Here is an 18,487-nt window from a genome sequence, read left to right as displayed (position 1 = left end):
ATCAGGCGAGACGCAACGGATGCGCTATACAATGCATCAACAGTGCGCATGCTCACATGTAAAGGATCGTCATGATTCACCAAACGTTCTGGCTGACCGCAACCGATCACAGTCGTCTGTTCGTCAACCGGTGGTTGCCCGACACCGCGCCCAGGGCGGTGATCATGCTGGCCCACGGCATGGCCGAACACAGCGGTCGCTATGGACGCCTGGCCCAGGCCCTGTGCGATGAGGGCTACGGTGTCTACGCGCTGGACCTGCGCGGCCATGGCAAGACCGGTGAAGGGGCAATCCTCGGCCACTATGCCGACAAGGGTGGCTGGGCCAAGGTGGTCGGCGACCTGGCCAGCCTCAACCAGCACATCGGCCAGCAACATCCCGACACGCCAATCGTACTGCTGGGCCACAGCATGGGCAGCTACATCGCCCAAGCGTATTTGCTGCATCACAGCGCGAGCCTGCATGGGGCGATTCTCAGCGGCTCCAACTTCCAGCCGGTGGCGTTGTATCGCGCCGCACGCCTGATCGCACGCTTCGAACGCTGGCGCCAAGGCGCCACCGGGCGTAGTGCCTTGATCGAATGGCTGTCGTTCGGCAGTTTCAATCAGAAGTTCAAGCCGACACGCACACCTTTCGACTGGCTCAGTCGCGACCCGGCCGAAGTGGACAAGTACATCCACGATCCACTGTGCGGCTTTCGTTGCAGTAATCAGCTATGGGTCGACCTGCTCGGCGGCTTGCAGCAAATCAGCAAAGCGTCCAATCTCGCCCAGATCGATCCGGACCTGCCGCTGCTGGTCATCGGCGGCGAATGTGATCCGGTGAGCGAAAACAAGCGTCTGAGGAATCTGGCCGACGCCCTGCGCGATGCCGGCAGCCAGCACCTGCAGTTGACGATTTACCCCCAGGCTCGGCACGAATTGTTCAACGAAACCAACCGCGATGAAGTGACGGCCGACGTGCTGGCCTGGATTGCCCAGGCCCTGAACCACAAGCGCCCGCCACGCAGCGAATAGTTTTACAGCATTTTTTCCATTACCCGCCACAGGATCCGAAACAGATGACCCAGGTTACCAACACCCCTTACGAAGCCCTCGAAGTCGGCCAGACCGCCAGCTACAGCAAAGCCGTCGAAGAGCGTGACATCCAGCTGTTCGCCGCCATGTCGGGCGATCACAACCCCGTGCACCTGGACCCGGAATTCGCCGCAGCGAGCATGTTCAAGGAGCGCATCGCCCATGGCATGTTCAGTGGCGCGCTGATCAGCGCGGCGGTGGCGTGCGAGTTGCCAGGGCCTGGCACCATCTATATCGGCCAGCAGATGAGCTTCCAGAAACCGGTCAAAATCGGCGACACCCTGACCGTACGCCTGGAGATCCTGGAAAAACTGCCGAAGTTTCGCGTACGCATCGCCACTCGCGTGTTCAACCAGCGCGATGAACTGGTGGTGGATGGCGAGGCCGAGATCCTCGCGCCGCGCAAACAGCAGACAGTGACCTTGCCGACGCTGCCGGCGATCAGCATCGGCTGATTATCGCAAGGGAATTCATCCCTTCTGTGGGAGCAAGGCTTGCCCGCGATCAGGGCACCTCGATTTCAAGGTAGACCGCATTCACTTCATCGCGGGCAAGCCTTGCCCCCACAGGTCCTGCGACAAGTTATTGATCGTGCTCCTGCACCTGCACACTCGCCGTCATCCCCGCACTCAGATTCACCCCTTCCGGCACCTTGTCCAGCTTGATCCGCACCGGAATCCGCTGGGCCAGGCGCACCCAGTTGAAGGTCGGCTCCACCTCCGCCAGCAACTGGGCGTCCGGGTTGGTGTTGCGGTCGGTAATGCCGCGGCTGACGCTTTCGACGTGGCCTTCCAGGGCATGACCGGCGCTCATCAGCCAGACCTTGACCCGATCGCCCACGCGGATTCTCGGCAGCTTGGTTTCTTCGAAATAGGCCTGTACATAGAATGTCGAATCGTCGATCAGCGCCATGACCGGCTGCCCGGCGTTGACATAATTGCCTTCGGCCAGCCGCAGGTTGGTGATGTGACCACTACGAGGTGCCAGGACTTGACTGCGGGCGAGGTTGAGTTCGGCAACCTTGGCCTCGGCCTGGGCCTCACGCAGTTCGCCCCGGGCGATGCCGGCGTTGATCTGGGCATTCTCCCGCAGCTCGGCACTGATGGCCTGGGGCCCCAGCGCGGCGCGGCGACTGGCTTCGTGCTCGCGCAGGCTCAGTTGCTGCTGGCGGGTCTGGACCACCGCCCTGGCCTTCTCCACCGCGGCTTCGAAGCGCTCGCGGTCAATGCTCAGCAATAGATCGCCGGCCTTGACCTGCTGGTTATCCACTGCCTTGAGCTCGCGCACCCAGCCCGACACGTCGGGAGCGATCACCACCACATCGGCACGAATCCGCGCATCACGGGTCCAGGGCGTGAGCATGTAGTACTGCCACAGGTGAAACCCGGCGAAAATCGCCAATACCACCACGGCCAGCGTAATGGCGACACGTACGGAGGTACGCATGTTCAACTCCTTATAACGGCCCGAGGACCAGGGTAATCACTGTCAGGACACAGACATACAGGGCACAGTCGAACAAGGCTTCATGCCAGATCCAACGCCCGGCCGGCACCAGGCTGAGCAACAGGCGCAATGCACCGGTCACCAGCAAGGCCAGTACCACATAAATCAGGAACGGGCTGAGCAACACCCCGCCAATCGACCACTCACGCAAGCCCATGGCTGTGCTCCCGTCGTTCAGGTTCGTGCTGGCGGCACCAGGCGCGCCAGCTGTTCTGCAATTGCACCACCGCGCCCTGGGCCAACTTCAGCGCATCACCGGGGGGCTCTGTCGATAACACCTTCAGGAACTCGGCGCTGGCCGGGGCCAAAGCATCGGCCTGCTCACCGGACGGGCCGCGTTCGAGAACCTGCTCCAGCGCTTCGAAATAGCGGCGTTGCGCCCGGCTTTCGGACACCCGGGCGACGGCCAGACTCAGACGCAGGTGCAACAGTTCATCGCCGATATCCAGGCCGAGCAATCCATCATCCCAACGGCTGCGCGACGGGACCGGCAGCTCGGGGTAATGCCGCGCCAGTTGTAACAGCCGATCGGCCATGCGTCCGCCGAACCAGCTCTCGGCGCCACTGAGGTTGCGCCGGGTCAGGCGCACCAGGTCATCCAGGGTCGCAGCCAGCAGGCGACGGCCGTGCCAGGCCGGATCGCGCAGAATCAGCAGATTGAATGCCAATACCGCCGCCCCCACGCCGATCATCATCGCCTGAGCGTTGTTGAAGAATGCCGCCACGTCGTACTTCATGGCGTTGAGCGGTGATATCAGCACCACAAAATGCAAGCAGAACGACGTGGCCGTGGCAAAGATCGGCGGCTTGGCCATGCCTAGCGCACCGAAGAACAACGGCACGCCCATGGCCATGCACAGCATGGCGAAGCTGCTCCACTGCGGCAGCAGGATCTCGCCGACCACGAACGCCGTCGGCACGGCCAAGAGAATGCCCCGCAGGAAACTCATGCCGATCTGCGCACCGTTTTCGCGACTGGCAAACAGGCTGCACACGACACACGTCAACACCAACGCGCCGCCGGCGGCGGGCCAGGCCGTTGCCAGCCAGAAGCAGGAAACCGCCAGGAATGCCAAGGCGCTACGGGCACCGAATACCATGGCCAGGGACAAGTCGCGATGGGGCGTCAAGGTGCGTGGCGGATCCGCACTCTCCCTACCCTCCCGCACTGCCGCCAGCGCCGCGCAGGCGGCCAGGGCGGTGTCGAGCAACAAGGCGAACCGCGCCAGGCAGTAACTTTGCGCCGAGCTGATCAAGGGATCGTGAGAGGCGTCCAGTACTCGTGGTCGCAAGGCTTGCAGCGTTGCACTGTCAGCATCGAGGGCTCGTTGAACCTCGTTCATCCAGGGGGCGAGGGCCTCGGATTCCGCAGGTTCGAGTTGCTTCCATTGCCGGCGCACCGAGCGGGCAATGCGCAGCAGCATGAGTAATTTCTGGCTCAAGCCGCTGATGGCCCGGGCGCGCTGTCGACCCAGACTGCCTTCGAACCAGGCATGTTCGCGCTGGGCATCCACCACGACGATCCGGCCGAGGATCTCCAGCAAGCCCTTGCGCGCCTGGGCGTCACCGGCCAAGGTGGCACGGGCCGCCTGCATGCCGCTCTGCCAGGCGGCATGGGCCTGGCCCGCCAACTGTCGCTCGACCCGCAACGGCCAGAGCAAGGCACTCGCGGCCGTGGCGCAGACAATGCCCAGGCTGATCTCGGTGCAGCGTGCCACCGCCTGATCGAACACCGCCAGTGGATGGGTAATGGCCGGCAAGGCGATGATCGCCACTGTGTAGCCGGCCAACACGAACGAATAGGACCAGGCACTTCGCAGCAACGTCGAACAAGCCGTGCACAGACCCAGCCACAACGCCAGCGCCAACAGGAACAACCACGGCGTCTGAGCGAACAGGCTCATGAAGACCACCGACATGACGGTACCGACCAACGTACCAAGCAACCTCGCCAGCCCTTTTTGCACGACCATCCCGGACAGCGGCTGCGCCACGATGAACGCGGTCATCAACGCCCACGACGGCTGCTCCAGCCCCCAACGCAACGCCAGCCATAGTGCCAGTCCGCCACCGAGTACGGTCTTGATGGCGAACTGCACAGCGAGGCGGTCGGGGGCGAACAAGGCCTGGAAAGTAATGGGCACGCAAGAAACTCTTTCAGGGGTTGCAGTAACGATAGTTGCAATGATGGGTGACGGGGCAGGCGCAATTATTAGCTAGCTACCTATTTGAGTCCAGAGCTGATTACCCGTGGATCTGACAAGACACTTTTTCCGAAAGTCGCTGAAACCGCATAGTTGGCCCGGGTATCAGTCAGCACCGATCAATCCCCTTGCCACAAATGTGCTTGCCGATAAATCGCACAAAAAAACGCCAGACAAGGCTGGCGTTTTTCGATCAAGCGCGTGTATCAGCTGGCGCGTGCCTGGTTACGCAGCGCCTTGACCTGATCATGGTTGCGTTGCACGCCATGGTACTGGCGTTCAACCAGGTCACGGATGCCGACCAGATTGTGCTTGGTGATTTTCTCCATGGCTTCCTGGTAAGCCTTCTTGGCGTGATCTTCGCCGCGCTCGGCTTCATTGAGCACCGCTTCCTCATCCTTGCCAGTGAACATCGACTTCACATCCACCCAGCGGCGATGCAGGTCACCGGAGACACTGGTGGAGGTTTCCGGATCACCACCCAACGAGCGAACGGCTGCCTGCAGCTCGGACGCAGCCGTGGCACAATCGGCGGAACGTTGCACGAACAGGGATTTGAGTTGTGGATGCTTGATGTCTTCGGCGCAGGTCTTGAACCCTTCCTGACCGTCCTTGCTGGTCTGGATCAGGTCGTTCAGAACGGCGATGGCTTCTTTGTTCATATCAGTCATTTTTCAATTCCTTTGCTGGTGAATAAAAAACCTGCAAGGACTATTGCATCGGCCATGCCAGCACCAACCGATTAAGATTAACTTTAAAAATCAATAAGTTAACCATAATGGCAAAATCTGTATCCGCGTTATTTGCATGATCTGTCATTTGGCCTGCATGCAGAATGCCTGTATTTTCAAACCTGTTTGATTCAAGACATTTGCCATGAACCCGGAAACCCTCGAACTGCTGGTCACGCGCCAGATGCCCTTCGGTAAATACAAAGGCAGAATCCTGGCCGATCTCCCGGGTCAATACCTGAACTGGTTCGCCCGCGAAGGTTTTCCCCACGGCGAGTTGGGCGGTTTGCTGGCATTGATGCAGGAAATCGACCACAACGGTCTGTCAGACCTGCTCGACCCCCTGCGCGTCAAGCACGGTAAACCCAAGCCCCGCCCCTGATTGAGCCCTCCCATGCCCGAGAATACCCTGCGCGCCCACGATGAAGCTTTCTGGCAGACCTTTGTCGACCGCTACGACGCCCCCCCTGATGGACCTCTGAACCTGGAGAATGGCTACTTCGGGCGCATGTCGCGGACCGTGGTCGAGGAGTACCAGCGCAACATCGATTTCATCAACCGCAGCAACTCGGTGTATGTGCGCCAGCATTTCGACCGAGAACAGGGCGAGGCGATTCGCCGCCAAGTGGCGGAGTTGATCAAGGCGCCCGCGCAAACCGTGGTGTTGACCCGAAGTGCCGTGGACGCCCTGCAATCGTTGATTCGCAATTACAACGGCCTGAAGCCTGGCGACCAGGTGTTGATCTGTGACCTGGAATATCAGTCGGTCAAGAACGCAATGCGCTGGCTGGCCCGCCAGCGTGGCGTGGAACTGATCGAACTGGTTCACCAGCACCCGGCCAGTTTCGAGAGTCTGTTGGGGACCTACCGGGAAGCGTTCATTCGCTACCCGCGCTTGAAACTGATGGCGCTGACCTACGTCAACCACCTCACCGGGCTGGTGATGCCGGTACAGGCCATTGCCGAAGCGGCTCGGGAGTTCGATGTCGACATCATCCTCGACGGCGCCCACGCCCTGGGCCAGATCGATTTCGACCTGGCAAAAATGGGTATCCCGTTCGCCGGATTCAATCTGCAGAAATGGATCGGCGGCCCCCTGGCCCTGGGCTTCCTGTACATCGCCCCAGAACGCCTGGCCGATATCGATCCGGACATGGACGACAGCCATTACCCGGCGAACGACATCCGCTCGCGCACGCCCCACAGCACGCCGAATATTCCGGCCCTGCTGACCCTGCCCCTGGTGTTCGAAGAACACCGCGCCCTGGGCGGCGCCCTCGCCAAAGGGGCGCGTCTCTGCTACTTGCGCGACCTGTGGGTCAGCGCGGTGCGCGATCTACCGGGTATCGAAGTCATGACCCCGGATGATCGGCGACTCTACTGCGGCATTACCTCTATGCGCTTTACCACCCAGGCGGATCAGCAGGCGATGGCGGATCGATTGCTCAACGACTATGGGATTTTCACCGTGGTGCGCGACACCAGTGCAGGGCCCTGTATCCGTATCACGCCGGGACTGATCACTCTGGCGAGTGATATCGAGCGGCTTACCCGGGCCTTGATCGAGCTGAGCTGCACATAGCCTGCACAGCCCCCTGTGGCGAGGGGATTTAGCGAAACGTCGCACCGCCCCGCAGGGCTGTGCAACAGCCCCCCGAAAAAAATGGGGCCGCTGCGCGACCCAACGGGGATGAATCCCCTCGCCACAGAGTGCTCCCAACACCAATCAGTGTTCGGCCAAAAACCAGGCAAAAAAAAACGGCGCGCCGACCAAGCGCACCGTAAAGCCGTAGAACACCCAACGAAGTTCGGAAAAACAATCAGTCCAGCAGCGCCAGTGCCTCGGCGGTGCATTCCTGGATGCGGGCCCAGTCGCCGTTCTTGATCCACTCCGGATCGAGCATCCAGCTACCGCCCACGCACATCACGTTTTTCAACGCCATGTAGCTCTTGATATTGGCCGGGCCGACGCCGCCGGTCGGGCAGAATTTCACTTCGCCGAACGGGCCGCCCAGGGCCTTGATGGCGGCGACACCGCCACTGACTTCCGCCGGGAACAATTTGAAGCGGCGATAGCCCAGGCCGTAGCCTTCCATGATGCCGGACGCGTTGCTGATGCCCGGTAGCAACGGGATCGGGCTGTCGACACTGGCTTCGAGCAGGTCACGGGTGATGCCTGGGGTCACGATGAATTGCGAACCGGCCGCCTCGGCAGCCGCCAGCATCTGGCGGTCGAGTACCGTACCGGCACCGGTCACCAGCTCTGGACGTTGCTCGCGCAACACCTGAATGGCCTTGAGGCCGAACTGGGAACGCAAGGTCACTTCCAGCGCCGTCAGGCCACCGGCCGCCAGGGCATCAGCCAGCGGCAGGATGTCCTGTTCACGAGCGATGGTGATGACCGGCAGGATCCGCGCCTTGGCGCACAGGTCATCGATCAGGGTAACTTTGTCCGCCATGGAAACGGTCGGGGGTAGAGTTGTCATAGCGGCTGATCCTTGGTTCATGGGCACCAGTAAATCTCTAACGTAGGTTGCAGAAACGCGCGGATCGGCATTTCGGCGACGTTGTCACCGGCCACCGCAGCGTTCAGGGTGGTCAATTTCGATTGACCGGAAATCGACAGCACTTTGTGCTTCGCCGAGGCCAGCAAGGCACGGCTCATGGTCAAGCGCTGGTGCGGCACGGTCGGCGCCAGCATTGGCCAGCACCGACGAGCCCCCTGGATGTCCAAGGCTGCGGCCAGGTTCGGGCTGTCGGGGAACAGCGAGGCGGTGTGCCCGTCATCGCCCATGCCCAATATCAGCACATCGATGGGCGGCAGCTCGGCCAGCAGGCGATCCGCTTGCTCGGCGGCAGCCTCCAGGTTGGCGCTGGCGCTGTAGAGGCTGAGGAACTGGGCCTTGGCTGCCGCGCCTTGCAAGAGATAACGCTTGAGCAGACCGGCATTGCTGTCGGCATGTTCAACCGGTACCCAGCGTTCGTCCGCCAGGCTCACCACCACCTTCGACCAATCCAGCGCCTGCTTGGCCAGGCTCTGGAAAAATGCCACCGGACTGCGACCGCCGGACACCACCAGGACCGCCGTGCCACGCGCGTCGATCGCCTCACGCAGTTGCTCGGCCACTTTCAATGCCAGGCCTTCAGCCAACAGCACCGGGTTCTTGAACGCCAGGGCGCTGACGCCCTCGGGCAGTTTCATTTCAGATATCGCCATACCATGACCTCCCGTCCCGCGTGATCAGTGCGATGGAGCTCATCGGCCCCCAGGACCCGGCCGCGTACGGCTTGGGCGCATCACCGGACTTTTTCCATCCGGCGATCAACTGGTCACACCACGTCCACGCGGCTTCGATTTCATCTTTACGGACAAACAGGTTCTGATTGCCGTTCATGACTTCCAGCAACAACCGCTCGTAGGCATCGGGAATCCGCGCGCTACGCCAGGTGTCGGAAAAGTTGAGTTGCAAAGGACCGCTACGCAACTGCATGCCCTTGTCCAGACCTTGCTCCTTGGTCATCACCCGCAGGGAAATCCCTTCGTCCGGTTGCAGGCGGATGATCAGTTTGTTGCTGATCTGCAGGCGCTGCTCGGGGGCGAAGATGTAGTGGGACGGTTCCTTGAAGTGAATGACGATCTGCGACAGCTTCTGCGGCATGCGCTTGCCGGTACGCAGGTAGAACGGAACCCCGGCCCAGCGCCAGTTGCGAATGTCGGCGCGCAGGGCGACAAAGGTCTCGGTATCGCTCTGGGTGTTGGAATTGGGCTCTTCCAGGTAACCCGGAACCGCCTTGCCCTCGCTGTGGCCGGCGATGTACTGGCCGCGCACCACTTGGGTGGTCAGGCCTTCCGGACTGATCGGAGCCAATGCCTTGAGCACCTTGACCTTCTCGTCACGGATGCTGTCGGCGGACAGTTCCGCCGGTGGGTCCATGGCGATCAGGCAGAGCAGCTGCAACAGGTGGTTCTGGATCATGTCCCGCAGCTGTCCGGCCTTGTCGAAATAGCCCCAGCGGCCTTCGATGCCGACCTTCTCGGCCACGGTGATTTCCACGTGGGAAATGTAATGCTGGTTCCACTGGGTTTCGAACAGGCTGTTGGCGAACCGCAGTGCGATCAGGTTCTGAACCGTCTCTTTGCCCAGGTAGTGGTCGATACGATAAGTGCGGTTCTCCGGGAAGAACTGCGCCACGGCGTCGTTGACCTTGCGCGAGGATTCCAGGTCCGAGCCGATGGGTTTCTCCAGCACCACACGGGTATTTTCGCTCAGGCCGACCTTCGCCAGGTTCTCGCAGATCGATCCGTACACCGCCGCTGGCGTGGCAAAATAGGCAATGACCTGCTGGGCAGCACCAATCTGTTCGGCCAGGGCGACATAGTCGTCGGCCTTGAGGAAGTCCACATGCAGGTAAGTCAGCCGCGCCATGAAGCGCTCGACGACGGTTTCGTTCAGGTCCTTGTCGCCTACGTAGCGGCGCAGTTCCGTGGCGATGAACGCCAGGTGCTGCTGCTCGCTGCCGGGCTCCCGGGCCAGCGCGATGATTCGCGTGTCCTCATGCAGCAGGCCGGCGCCGTCAAGTTGATAAAGGGCAGGAAACAGCTTGCGCAGGGCCAGATCGCCCAGCGCGCCGAACAAGGCAAAGGTGCACGGTTCAACCGTTATCGAAGGCATGATGTTTGTTCTTTTATCAAGTTAGGCTACAAATACCTTTTTTTAAGGCATCACTCAAGGAAAAATGTAGTAATAACCACAACATTTTCCAAAAATACCGATTCCGAGTGGTGGTCCGTCGGAGCCATCAGTAGGATAGGTCACCGCAAAGGGTCGTATCAAAGACCCGTCTTTCTAGGAATTCTCTATGGACCGCGTGCGAAATTTACTGGAGCAGATCCAGAGTCGCCTTGAAGACCTGAACAAGGCAGAACGCAAGGTGGCCGAGGTGATCCTGCTCAACCCACAACAGGCCACCCGCTTCAGCATCGCCGCCCTCGCCCAGGCTGCGTCGGTCAGCGAACCTACGGTCAACCGCTTCTGCCGGTCGTTCGGCGTCAGCGGCTACCCGGAGCTCAAGCTGCAACTGGCCCAGAGCCTGGCCAGCGGCGCCGCTTATGTCAGCCGCGCGGTAGAGGCCGACGACAACCCCGAAGCCTACACCCAGAAAATCTTTGGCAGTGCCATTGCTTCGTTGGACAGCGCCTGCCAGGCACTTGATCCAAATTTGATCAGTCGCGCCGTGGACCTGCTGATCCAGGCCCGACAGATCCACTTCTTCGGCCTTGGCGCCTCGGCCCCGGTGGCGCTGGATGCCCAGCACAAGTTTTTCCGCTTCAACCTGGCAGTGACCGCCCATGCAGACGTGCTGATGCAGCGCATGATCGCGTCGGTAGCCCACACCGGTGAGCTGTTCGTGATCATTTCCTACACCGGCCGCACCCGCGAACTGGTTGAGGTGGCCCGTATTGCCCGGGAAAACGGCGCTTCGGTACTGGGCCTCACCGCTGAAAACTCCCCCCTGGCCAAGGCCAGCACCCTGAGCCTGAATATTCCGCTCCCCGAAGACACCGACATCTACATGCCGATGACCTCGCGGATCATCCAGCTCACAGTGCTGGATGTGCTCGCCACCGGGATGACCCTGCGTCGGGGCGTGGATTTCCAGCCTCACCTGCGCAAGATCAAGGAAAGCCTGAATGCCAGCCGGTATCCGGTGGGGGATGAGTTCAACTGATAGGGCTCCAGTGCTTTATTGCCTGACAGATCGTCATCGCGAGCAGGCTCGCTCCCACAATGGATCTTCACTGGACACAATAATTGTGTTCGAAGCAGATCCAGTGTGGGAGCGAGCCTGCTCCGGGCAGCGATCCGACGATAGGGCCAGTTGCCGCACCCAACGCTTTGGACTATGCCCCCACCCGCGCCTGCAGACTCAGGTGCGCCCGCTCCCCCGGCGCCAGGCACAGGCTGTCGGTGCCGCCGCTGGCCGCTTCGACGCAGACAAACTCACTGACTTCATCCCAGCTCACCCCCAGCAGTGGCCGGGTACCGGGATGCCACACCACCGTGTCGGCGCTGTCGCCGGTATCGATGCACAGTGCTCGCTGCCAGGCGTGGTCCCTGAGCTGCAATTCCCCTTCGTGCTGGAACACCCGTTGGCAGCCCCCTTCGACCCGCAACTCGCCTTGCTGCTGACAGACTGCGCGGTTCAGATGGTCGTAACCCTGCGCACCTTCGAGCCCGGACAGCGCTACCTCGCCAACATCACCAATACGCCAATAGGCATGCAATGCCTGGCTCAACTGGCACGGCAGGCTGTCTTGATGCTCGGTGCTCAAGCGCAGCTCCATGCGCTCGCCAAGGTCCGCGTGCAAGTCCACCTGCCAGTCGCACAACTGCAATTGCCAATGCAAATGCACGCCATCGTCGTCGCTGCGGCTGTCCAGCAGCTTCCAGTCGATCAACCGCGCCCAACCATGGGACGGCCAGGCGTTTTCGCTCGGATGACGGCCATACCACGGCCAGCACACCGGCACCCCACCCCGTATCGCCCCGACCTGGGGCCATTTGGCCGCACACCACAACCAGGGTTTCTGCCCACGCGGCTGGAAGTGCAGCAACTGCGCGCCCTGGCGACTGAACACCGCCTGGCACAGTGGATGGTCGATCACCAGCACATCGCGCTGTCGATAGCGCTCCCACGCAAACACCGGGCGCTCGCGCAAGGATCTGAAAAAGCGTTGTAGCGGATGCTCATGCATGGGCCGCGGTCCTGGAAATCATTCAATATTCAACGGGTACAGCGCGTTTTTATGGCGAGGGAGCCTGCTGTGGGAGAAAAGCTTGGCGCCTCGGCTCTTGGGCAAATCGCATTCAGCTTCATCGCGGGCAAGCCTTGCTCCCACAGATGACCTCTCGGCGCGGGAACATCCCAAAAAAAAGCGGACAGCCTTGGCTGTCCGCAAATATGCGCACATAGAGAGGAGCTTATCGCAACAACGTTAGAACACCGACTGAATTTTCAGGCCGGCCACCAGCGCGTTGTCCACTTCATCCACGCCACCTGGGTGGGTGATGTATTGCAGGTTGGGACGTACGGTCAGCCAGTTGGTGACGTGTACACCGTAGTTGAGCTCGTAGTTGTACTCGGTGCTGCGCAGCGGCGCGAACAGTGGATCGTTGTAATCGGTCACACCATTGGCAGCGTTGGTCAGCTCGGCGTTTTTCTTCACATCCTCGTTGACATGGATACGGGAGAAGCCGATGCCGATGTCATCTTTAGGACGCGCATCGAACGGCCCCTTGTACACGAACATCAGCGACTGGTAGTTGTCGACGACGTTGGTGTCCTTGTCGTGGAAGGTCGCGTTGGCTGCGATGTTCAGGCCGCGGGACGCATCACCGTTGTGGGTGGTGAGTTGCTGCTGCGCCACGAACCAATAGCCGTGCTTACTGTTATGGCTGCGATAGGCATTGCCGGTGGTCGCGGCGTCATTGCCATTGTCGTCTTCACGGACGTCATTGGCATCGGCCGTGCTCTTGTAGTAACCGACACGGTATTCGCCCGGCAGGCTGTTGACCTTCGGCGACCAGACCAGCTCGACCGGGATCACGGTCCCCTTGGTACCACTGCCGCTGAGCTTGAAGCCGTTGCCGTGTTCCAGCTGCGAAGGGTTCTGGTTGTAGGCGCCGATCTGCGCATAGAACTCAGGCGTGATGTTGTACTTCACGCGCAGCGCAGCCTGCATGACGGGCCAGTTGTACCAGATGCCGGTGGCCCAGTTACCCACTTGGGAGCCGCAGAATGCCAGGTTCTGGAATTCGCAAGGGAAGGTGTTGAAGTCTTCGCCTTCGCCGAAGTAACCGGCCTTGACGTCCAGCTTGCCGTCGAGGAACTGGTGCTTGATCCACAGTTGGGTCAGACGGACCATGTGGCCACGGCCGTAGACTTCCTGGGAGGAACTCAAGGTGCCGGCACGCGGGTCGCCGACGCGGTCGTTGGAAATGTTTTCGCCGTTACGGTTGGTCAGCTGGATTTTGGCCTGGGTGTTATCCCAGCCCCACAGCTTTTGCAGGTCCAGTGCCACGCCCAGACCAAACTGGTCGGCGTAACGCGCGGTCTTGTCGTTGTTGTAGCCTCCGTGCAGGTTGCCACCCACCTCACCGACGTAGTCAGCCTTGATGTCGATACCCTGCTCGATCAGCTTGGTCCGCTCACCACCCCAGTCACCCGTCATCCACTGCGAGTCGGCGCTGAACGCGTCGGCAGCGTGCGCGCTACCGGCCAGCATCATCGCCGCAACGGCGGATAACTGGCAGATAAGCTGGGCATTGTTTTTCTTCTTCATCCCTACATTCCTCGTCTTTATTGTTATTAACTGTTTTTATTTTTCTAACGCGGTTTACAACGATTGCGGTGGGCAGTCCCCCACCCACCGCATACTTCTTTTTGTGGGAGCGAGCCTGGGTGGGAGCTGAGCTTGCTCGCGATGAAGACGCCTCGGTCTTTTGGATGACCGCGTTATCGTTCTTCGCGAGCAAGCTTTGCTCCCACAGGCTCGCTCCCACATTGATCTTTCAGCGCCCCTTGAACTGCGCCACGTTCGGCGCCCGCTCCTGGGCTTGCGCCTGACCAGCCATACCCAGGCGCTCACCGGTCTGCGCATCAAATAGTAATACTTTTTGCGGGTCAAACTGAAGCGTCATGCTCTCCCCGGCCTGCGGCGCCGCATCCGGCGCCAGGCGGCAGCAAACCTTGGTGTCATTTAGACTGACAAATACCAGGGTGTCCGGGCCGGTGGGCTCGGTGACCTGGACCTCGGCACGAATGGTCGGCAAGCCGCTCGGCTCGCTGCCCACCAGCGCGATCTGTTCCGGACGCATGCCGAGGATCACTTCACGGTCTTCCAGGCCGGCGTCCTGCATGCCCAGCGGTAGCTCGCAACGGGCCTGGCCACTGTCAAGCAGGGCCAGCAGGCGCCCGTCCTTGCGTTGCAGACGCAGGGGGATGAAGTTCATCGGCGGTGACCCGATGAAGCTCGCCACGAACAGGTTGGCCGGGTTGGTGTAGATATCCTTTGGCGTACCGAACTGCTGGATGATCCCGTCCTTCATCACCGCCACCTTGTCACCCAGGGTCATGGCCTCGATCTGGTCGTGGGTCACATAGACCGTGGTGGTCTTCAGGCGCTGGTGCATCAGTTTCATTTCGGTGCGCATCTCGACCCGCAGCTTGGCGTCAAGATTGGACAGTGGTTCGTCGAACAGGTAGATCTTCGGCCGCCGCGCCAGGGCACGTCCCATGGCCACGCGCTGCTGCTGCCCGCCAGAGAGCTGACCGGGCTTGCGATTGAGCAGATGCTCGATCTGCAACAGCTTGGCAACCCGGGCCACTTCCTCATCGATGGCCGATTGCGGCATCTTGCGGATCTTCAGGCCGAACTCGATGTTCTCGCGCACGCTCATGGTCGGGTACAGCGCATAGGACTGAAACACCATGGCGATGTCGCGATCCTTGGGGCTCATGCCGCTGACGTCCTGGTCGCCGATCATGATCGCGCCGCCAGTGATGGTTTCCAGGCCGGCGATGCAGTTCATGAGCGTCGACTTGCCGCAGCCCGATGGCCCGACCAGGATCAGGAATTCACCGTCCTTGATCGACAGTTCGATGTTCTTCAGGGTGTCGGGCAAACCGACGCCGTAAGTCTTGTTTACATTGCGAAGTTCGAGCGTTGCCATGATTACCCCTTGACTGCGCCGGCCGTCAGCCCGCGCACGAAATACTTGCCTGCGACCACATAGACCAGCAGGGTCGGCAGCCCGGCGATCATCGCCGCCGCCATATCAACGTTATATTCCTTGGCCCCGGTACTGGTGTTGACCAGGTTGTTCAGCGCCACCGTGATGGGTTGCGAATCGCCGCTGGAGAACACCACGCCGAACAGGAAGTCGTTCCAGATCTGCGTGAACTGCCAGATCAGGCAGACCATGATGATCGGCGTCGACATCGGCAGGATGATCATGCGGAAGATGGTGAAGAACCCCGCACCGTCCAGTCGCGCCGCCTTCACCAACGCGTCGGGAATGCTGACGTAGTAGTTGCGGAAGAACAGCGTGGTGAACGCCAGGCCATACACCACGTGCACGAACACCAGGCCAGTAGTGGTGCTGGCCAGGCCCATCTTGCCGAGGGTGAAGGAAGCCGGCAGCAGCACGGTCTGGAACGGCAGGAAGCAACCGAACAGCAGCAGGCCGAAGAACAGCTGCGAACCGCGGAAGCGCCACATCGACAAGACGTAGCCGTTCAGTGCACCGATGGCGGTGGAAATCAGCACCGCCGGAACGGTGATCTTGATCGAGTTCCAGAAGTAACCGTTGACCGTCGTCCAGGCCTTGACCCAGCCAATGCCGCTGACCACAGTCGGCCAGCTCAGCAGGTTACCGGTGCTGATATCTTCCGGGGTCTTGAAGCTGGTCAACAGCATGACCACCAGCGGAACCAGGTAAAGCAGTACGGCGAGGATCAGCACTGCGTAGATCGCGATGCGACTCAGGCTGATGCCAGGTTTGGTGGCGAGACTAGTCATGACGCTTGGCCCTCAGCTCGGAATACAGGTAAGGCACGATGATCGCGAGGATCGCACCGAGCATCAGGATCGCACTGGCCGAACCCATGCCCATCTGGCCGCGGCTGAAGGTGAAGGAGTACATGAACATGGCGGGCAGGTCGGACGAATAGCCCGGGCCGCCGGCAGTCATTGCCGCCACCAGGTCGAAACTCTTGATCGCGATGTGCGCCAGGATCATCACGGCACTGAAAAACACCGGACGCAGGCTCGGCAGGACCACTTTCCAGTAGATCCTGGGCATGCTCGCGCCATCGATCTGTGCAGCACGGATGATCGATTGATCGACACCCCGCAGTCCGGCCAGGAACATTGCCATGATGAAGCCCGACGCTTGCCACACAGCGGCGATCACCAGGCAATACACCACGCGATCCGGGTCGATCAGCCAGTCCAGGCGAAAGCCTTCCCAGCCCCAGTCACGCACCAGTTTGTCCAGGCCCATGCCCGGGTTGAGCAGCCACTTCCAGGCGGTACCGGTCACGATCATGGAGAGCGCCATCGGGTACAGGTAAATGGTGCGGATGAAACCTTCGCGACGGATACGCTGGTCGAGGAAAACGGCCAGCAGTACGCCGATCACCAGGGTGATGCCAATGAACATGCCACCGAACACCGCAAGGTTCTTGCTCGCGACCCACCAGCGGTCGTTGTTGAACAACCGGGCGTATTGCGCCAGGCCGACCCATTTATAGGTGGGGAGGAAAGTCGAGTTGGTGAACGAAAGAAGAAACGTCCACAGGATGTAGCCATAAAAGCCGACCAGGACGATGAACATGCTGGGCGCCAGCACCAGTTTTGGAAGCCAGCGCTGCAGTGCATCGAACGGCGAGGCTTTGCTGAACACAGCAACAGAGCTCATGGGGAAATCCACTACTTGAAAACTACAGTGACATCCCTTGTGGGAGCCGCTTGTGTGGGAGCCGAGCTTGCTCGCGATGAAAACGCCTCGGTCTTTCGACGGACCGCGTTATCGTTCATCGCGAGCAAGCTTTGCTCCCACAGGCTCGCTCCCAGGGATCCAGGTATTAACCGTTACTTGGCGGACTTGACCGCAGCGCCGAGTTTCTTGGCAGTGTCGGCAGGGCTGGCACTCGGGTCGTTGATGTAGTTGGTCACTACGTCAAAGAACGCGCCTTGTACCGCCAATGTGGTCGCCATGTTGTGCGCCATGCTTGGCTGCAAGCCGCCGGTCGTGGCGTCAGCCAGGAAGTCCTTGGCAGCGGTCTGGGCGCAGGAGTCGAAACCGTACTTGCCCATGTCCTTCAACATGTCGTTACGAACCGGGATCGAACCCTTGTTGATGCTGAAGACCTTCTGGAAGTTTTCACCCAGTACGACCTTGGCAATGTCCTGCTGACCGGCAGAAGTGCCCTTGTCTTTCTGCTTGAACACCGCCAGGGAGTCGATGTTGTAGGTGAAGGCCTTGTCGGTGCCCGGGAAGGCTACGCATTCATAGTCCTTGCCGGCGACTTTCTTGGCGGCTGTCCATTCGCTCTTGGCCCAGTCACCCATGATCTGCATGCCGGCCTTGCCGTTGATGACCTTGGCCGCCTCGAGGTTCCAGTCCTGACCCTTGCCGTCCGCATCCATGTAGGTTGCGACTTTCTTCAGTTCGGTCAGGGCCTTGACCATTTCAGGACCGGTCAGCGCAGCGTTGTCCAGGTCGACCAGGGCTTTCTTGTAGCCATCGGCTCCCATGACCGAAAGCACCACGGCTTCGAACACGGTGCTGTCCTGCCAAGGCTGACCACCGTGGGCGAGCGGAATGAAACCGGCCGCCTTCAACTTGTCGCCAGCGGCATAGAATTCTTCGAGGGTGGTAGGGTTCTTCGTGATGCCGGCTTTCTTGAAGACTTCCGGGTTGATCCACAGCCAGTTGACCCGGTGGATGTTCACCGGCACGGCCACGTAATCGCCCTCGTACTTCACGGTATCGGAGACTTTCTTGTCGAGAAGGGAGTCCCACTTCTCTTCTTTGGCAACGTCTTTGAGGACGTCGCTGTCGAGCAGCCCGGTGGACGCCCATTCCTGGATGTCAGGACCTTTGATCTGGGCAACGCCTGGCGGGTTGCCGGCGACTGCGCGGCTTTTCAGCACAGTCATGGCCGTGGCACCACCACCGCCCGCGACGGCACCGTCTTTCCAGGTGAAACCGTCCTTCTCGACTTGGGCCTTCAGGACATCAACAGCCGCCTTCTCACCACCCGAGGTCCACCAATGCACCACTTCCACCGTCCCTTTCGAGTCGGCGGCAAAAGCACTGAGGGGAAACAACGAGGCAATGGAGACAGCAACTGCGAGGCGATTAATCGCGTTCATCTGAGTACCTTTCTTGTTGTTATGCAT

The 18,487-nt window shown here is 60.5% G+C and carries 18 protein-coding genes; 5 read left to right on the top strand and 13 right to left on the bottom strand.

Annotation, left to right across the window (positions count from 1 at the left end):
* The first annotated feature begins 71 nt into the window (after positions 1-71).
* Together AD665_RS16470 and AD665_RS16465 are read left to right on the top strand one after the other, a co-directional pair.
* A complete protein-coding gene (locus AD665_RS16470; RefSeq protein ID WP_024781189.1) occupies positions 72-1,016 on the top strand; it encodes an alpha/beta hydrolase in 945 nt (314 codons plus the stop codon).
* A gap of 44 nt (positions 1,017-1,060) precedes the next feature.
* Positions 1,061-1,531 carry a MaoC family dehydratase gene (locus AD665_RS16465; protein ID WP_024781188.1) on the top strand — a complete coding sequence of 157 codons (471 nt, stop codon included), beginning with the start codon at positions 1,061-1,063 and terminating at the stop codon, positions 1,529-1,531.
* Between the two features lie 127 nt (positions 1,532-1,658).
* Here the strand turns inward: AD665_RS16465 and AD665_RS16460 are convergent, their stop codons facing one another.
* The 4 genes from AD665_RS16460 to AD665_RS16445 all read right to left on the bottom strand — a co-directional run bounded on the left by AD665_RS16460 (position 1,659) and on the right by AD665_RS16445 (position 5,457).
* A complete protein-coding gene (locus AD665_RS16460; protein WP_024781187.1) occupies positions 1,659-2,522 on the bottom strand; it encodes an efflux RND transporter periplasmic adaptor subunit in 864 nt (287 codons plus the stop codon).
* Between the two features lie 10 nt (positions 2,523-2,532).
* Positions 2,533-2,739 (bottom strand): DUF1656 domain-containing protein, encoded by a 207-nt coding sequence (locus AD665_RS16455; protein WP_024781186.1) that lies wholly within the window; start codon positions 2,737-2,739, stop codon positions 2,533-2,535.
* Positions 2,726-4,726: an FUSC family protein gene (locus tag AD665_RS16450; protein WP_053192835.1), complete on the bottom strand. Its 2,001-nt coding sequence runs from the start codon at positions 4,724-4,726 to the stop codon at positions 2,726-2,728. The genes AD665_RS16455 and AD665_RS16450 overlap by 14 nt, the downstream gene beginning before the upstream one ends.
* A gap of 266 nt (positions 4,727-4,992) precedes the next feature.
* On the bottom strand, positions 4,993-5,457 hold the full coding sequence (locus AD665_RS16445) for a ferritin-like domain-containing protein (protein ID WP_053192833.1): 465 nt from the start codon (positions 5,455-5,457) through the stop codon (positions 4,993-4,995).
* Between the two features lie 205 nt (positions 5,458-5,662).
* Here AD665_RS16445 and AD665_RS16440 point away from each other — a divergent pair, with 205 nt between their 5' ends.
* Both AD665_RS16440 and AD665_RS16435 read left to right on the top strand, forming a co-directional pair.
* Positions 5,663-5,899, top strand: a complete 237-nt coding sequence (locus tag AD665_RS16440; RefSeq protein ID WP_024781183.1) for a DUF3820 family protein — start codon at positions 5,663-5,665, stop codon at positions 5,897-5,899.
* Between the two features lie 12 nt (positions 5,900-5,911).
* Positions 5,912-7,099, top strand: a complete 1,188-nt coding sequence (locus tag AD665_RS16435) for an aminotransferase class V-fold PLP-dependent enzyme (RefSeq protein ID WP_024781182.1) — start codon at positions 5,912-5,914, stop codon at positions 7,097-7,099.
* 238 nt (positions 7,100-7,337) lie between these two features.
* Here the strand turns inward: AD665_RS16435 and AD665_RS16430 are convergent, their stop codons facing one another.
* The 3 genes from AD665_RS16430 to zwf are packed head-to-tail and all read right to left on the bottom strand — an operon-like array spanning position 7,338 to position 10,190.
* Complete coding sequence (locus AD665_RS16430; protein ID WP_024781181.1) at positions 7,338-8,003, bottom strand: bifunctional 4-hydroxy-2-oxoglutarate aldolase/2-dehydro-3-deoxy-phosphogluconate aldolase; 666 nt, start codon at positions 8,001-8,003, stop codon at positions 7,338-7,340.
* Between the two features lie 17 nt (positions 8,004-8,020).
* Positions 8,021-8,734, bottom strand: a complete 714-nt coding sequence (pgl, locus tag AD665_RS16425) for a 6-phosphogluconolactonase (RefSeq protein ID WP_024781180.1) — start codon at positions 8,732-8,734, stop codon at positions 8,021-8,023.
* On the bottom strand, positions 8,721-10,190 hold the full coding sequence (gene zwf, locus AD665_RS16420) for a glucose-6-phosphate dehydrogenase (protein ID WP_024781179.1): 1,470 nt from the start codon (positions 10,188-10,190) through the stop codon (positions 8,721-8,723). Before zwf ends, pgl begins: the two co-directional genes overlap by 14 nt.
* Before the next feature lie 196 nt (positions 10,191-10,386).
* Here zwf and AD665_RS16415 point away from each other — a divergent pair, with 196 nt between their 5' ends.
* Positions 10,387-11,247, top strand: coding sequence for a MurR/RpiR family transcriptional regulator (locus tag AD665_RS16415; RefSeq protein ID WP_171057240.1), 861 nt, complete (start codon positions 10,387-10,389; stop codon positions 11,245-11,247).
* A 172-nt stretch (positions 11,248-11,419) separates the two neighbouring features.
* Here AD665_RS16415 and AD665_RS16410 read toward each other — a convergent pair whose 3' ends face one another.
* From AD665_RS16410 to AD665_RS16385, 6 genes are all read right to left on the bottom strand, one after another.
* Complete coding sequence (locus AD665_RS16410) at positions 11,420-12,274, bottom strand: D-hexose-6-phosphate mutarotase (protein ID WP_024781178.1); 855 nt, start codon at positions 12,272-12,274, stop codon at positions 11,420-11,422.
* A 240-nt stretch (positions 12,275-12,514) separates the two neighbouring features.
* Complete coding sequence (locus AD665_RS16405; protein WP_053192830.1) at positions 12,515-13,861, bottom strand: carbohydrate porin; 1,347 nt, start codon at positions 13,859-13,861, stop codon at positions 12,515-12,517.
* 229 nt (positions 13,862-14,090) lie between these two features.
* Positions 14,091-15,251: an ABC transporter ATP-binding protein gene (locus tag AD665_RS16400; RefSeq protein WP_053192829.1), complete on the bottom strand. Its 1,161-nt coding sequence runs from the start codon at positions 15,249-15,251 to the stop codon at positions 14,091-14,093.
* A gap of 2 nt (positions 15,252-15,253) precedes the next feature.
* Entirely contained in the window at positions 15,254-16,099 is an 846-nt protein-coding gene (locus AD665_RS16395) for a carbohydrate ABC transporter permease (RefSeq protein ID WP_024781175.1), read from the bottom strand.
* A complete protein-coding gene (locus AD665_RS16390; RefSeq protein ID WP_024781174.1) occupies positions 16,092-17,000 on the bottom strand; it encodes a carbohydrate ABC transporter permease in 909 nt (302 codons plus the stop codon). Before AD665_RS16390 ends, AD665_RS16395 begins: the two co-directional genes overlap by 8 nt.
* Positions 17,001-17,173: 173 nt before the next feature.
* Entirely contained in the window at positions 17,174-18,460 is a 1,287-nt protein-coding gene (locus tag AD665_RS16385; protein WP_024776391.1) for an ABC transporter substrate-binding protein, read from the bottom strand.
* Between the last annotated feature and the right edge of the window lie 27 nt (positions 18,461-18,487).

Origin of the sequence: Pseudomonas corrugata, from assembly GCF_001269905.1 — a bacterium.
Taxonomy (GTDB): Bacteria; Pseudomonadota; Gammaproteobacteria; order Pseudomonadales; family Pseudomonadaceae; genus Aquipseudomonas; species Aquipseudomonas corrugata.
Note: the sequence above shows the minus strand (reverse complement) of the source record. Positions and strands in the feature narration are given on the sequence as shown.

Excerpts from the sequence above, each read along its gene's own strand:
- AD665_RS16470 (WP_024781189.1), top strand. The coding sequence starts at position 72 with ATGATTCACCAAACGTTCTGGCTGACCGCAACCGATCACAGTCGTCTG.
- AD665_RS16465 (WP_024781188.1), top strand. The coding sequence starts at position 1,061 with ATGACCCAGGTTACCAACACCCCTTACGAAGCCCTCGAAGTCGGCCAG.
- AD665_RS16460 (WP_024781187.1), bottom strand. The coding sequence starts at position 2,522 with ATGCGTACCTCCGTACGTGTCGCCATTACGCTGGCCGTGGTGGTATTG.
- AD665_RS16455 (WP_024781186.1), bottom strand. The coding sequence starts at position 2,739 with ATGGGCTTGCGTGAGTGGTCGATTGGCGGGGTGTTGCTCAGCCCGTTC.
- AD665_RS16445 (WP_053192833.1), bottom strand. The coding sequence starts at position 5,457 with ATGACTGATATGAACAAAGAAGCCATCGCCGTTCTGAACGACCTGATC.
- AD665_RS16440 (WP_024781183.1), top strand. The coding sequence starts at position 5,663 with ATGAACCCGGAAACCCTCGAACTGCTGGTCACGCGCCAGATGCCCTTC.
- AD665_RS16435 (WP_024781182.1), top strand. The coding sequence starts at position 5,912 with ATGCCCGAGAATACCCTGCGCGCCCACGATGAAGCTTTCTGGCAGACC.
- AD665_RS16430 (WP_024781181.1), bottom strand. The coding sequence starts at position 8,003 with ATGACAACTCTACCCCCGACCGTTTCCATGGCGGACAAAGTTACCCTG.
- pgl (WP_024781180.1), bottom strand. The coding sequence starts at position 8,734 with ATGGCGATATCTGAAATGAAACTGCCCGAGGGCGTCAGCGCCCTGGCG.
- zwf (WP_024781179.1), bottom strand. The coding sequence starts at position 10,190 with ATGCCTTCGATAACGGTTGAACCGTGCACCTTTGCCTTGTTCGGCGCG.
- AD665_RS16410 (WP_024781178.1), bottom strand. The coding sequence starts at position 12,274 with ATGCATGAGCATCCGCTACAACGCTTTTTCAGATCCTTGCGCGAGCGC.
- AD665_RS16405 (WP_053192830.1), bottom strand. The coding sequence starts at position 13,861 with ATGAAGAAGAAAAACAATGCCCAGCTTATCTGCCAGTTATCCGCCGTT.
- AD665_RS16400 (WP_053192829.1), bottom strand. The coding sequence starts at position 15,251 with ATGGCAACGCTCGAACTTCGCAATGTAAACAAGACTTACGGCGTCGGT.
- AD665_RS16395 (WP_024781175.1), bottom strand. The coding sequence starts at position 16,099 with ATGACTAGTCTCGCCACCAAACCTGGCATCAGCCTGAGTCGCATCGCG.
- AD665_RS16390 (WP_024781174.1), bottom strand. The coding sequence starts at position 17,000 with ATGAGCTCTGTTGCTGTGTTCAGCAAAGCCTCGCCGTTCGATGCACTG.
- AD665_RS16385 (WP_024776391.1), bottom strand. The coding sequence starts at position 18,460 with ATGAACGCGATTAATCGCCTCGCAGTTGCTGTCTCCATTGCCTCGTTG.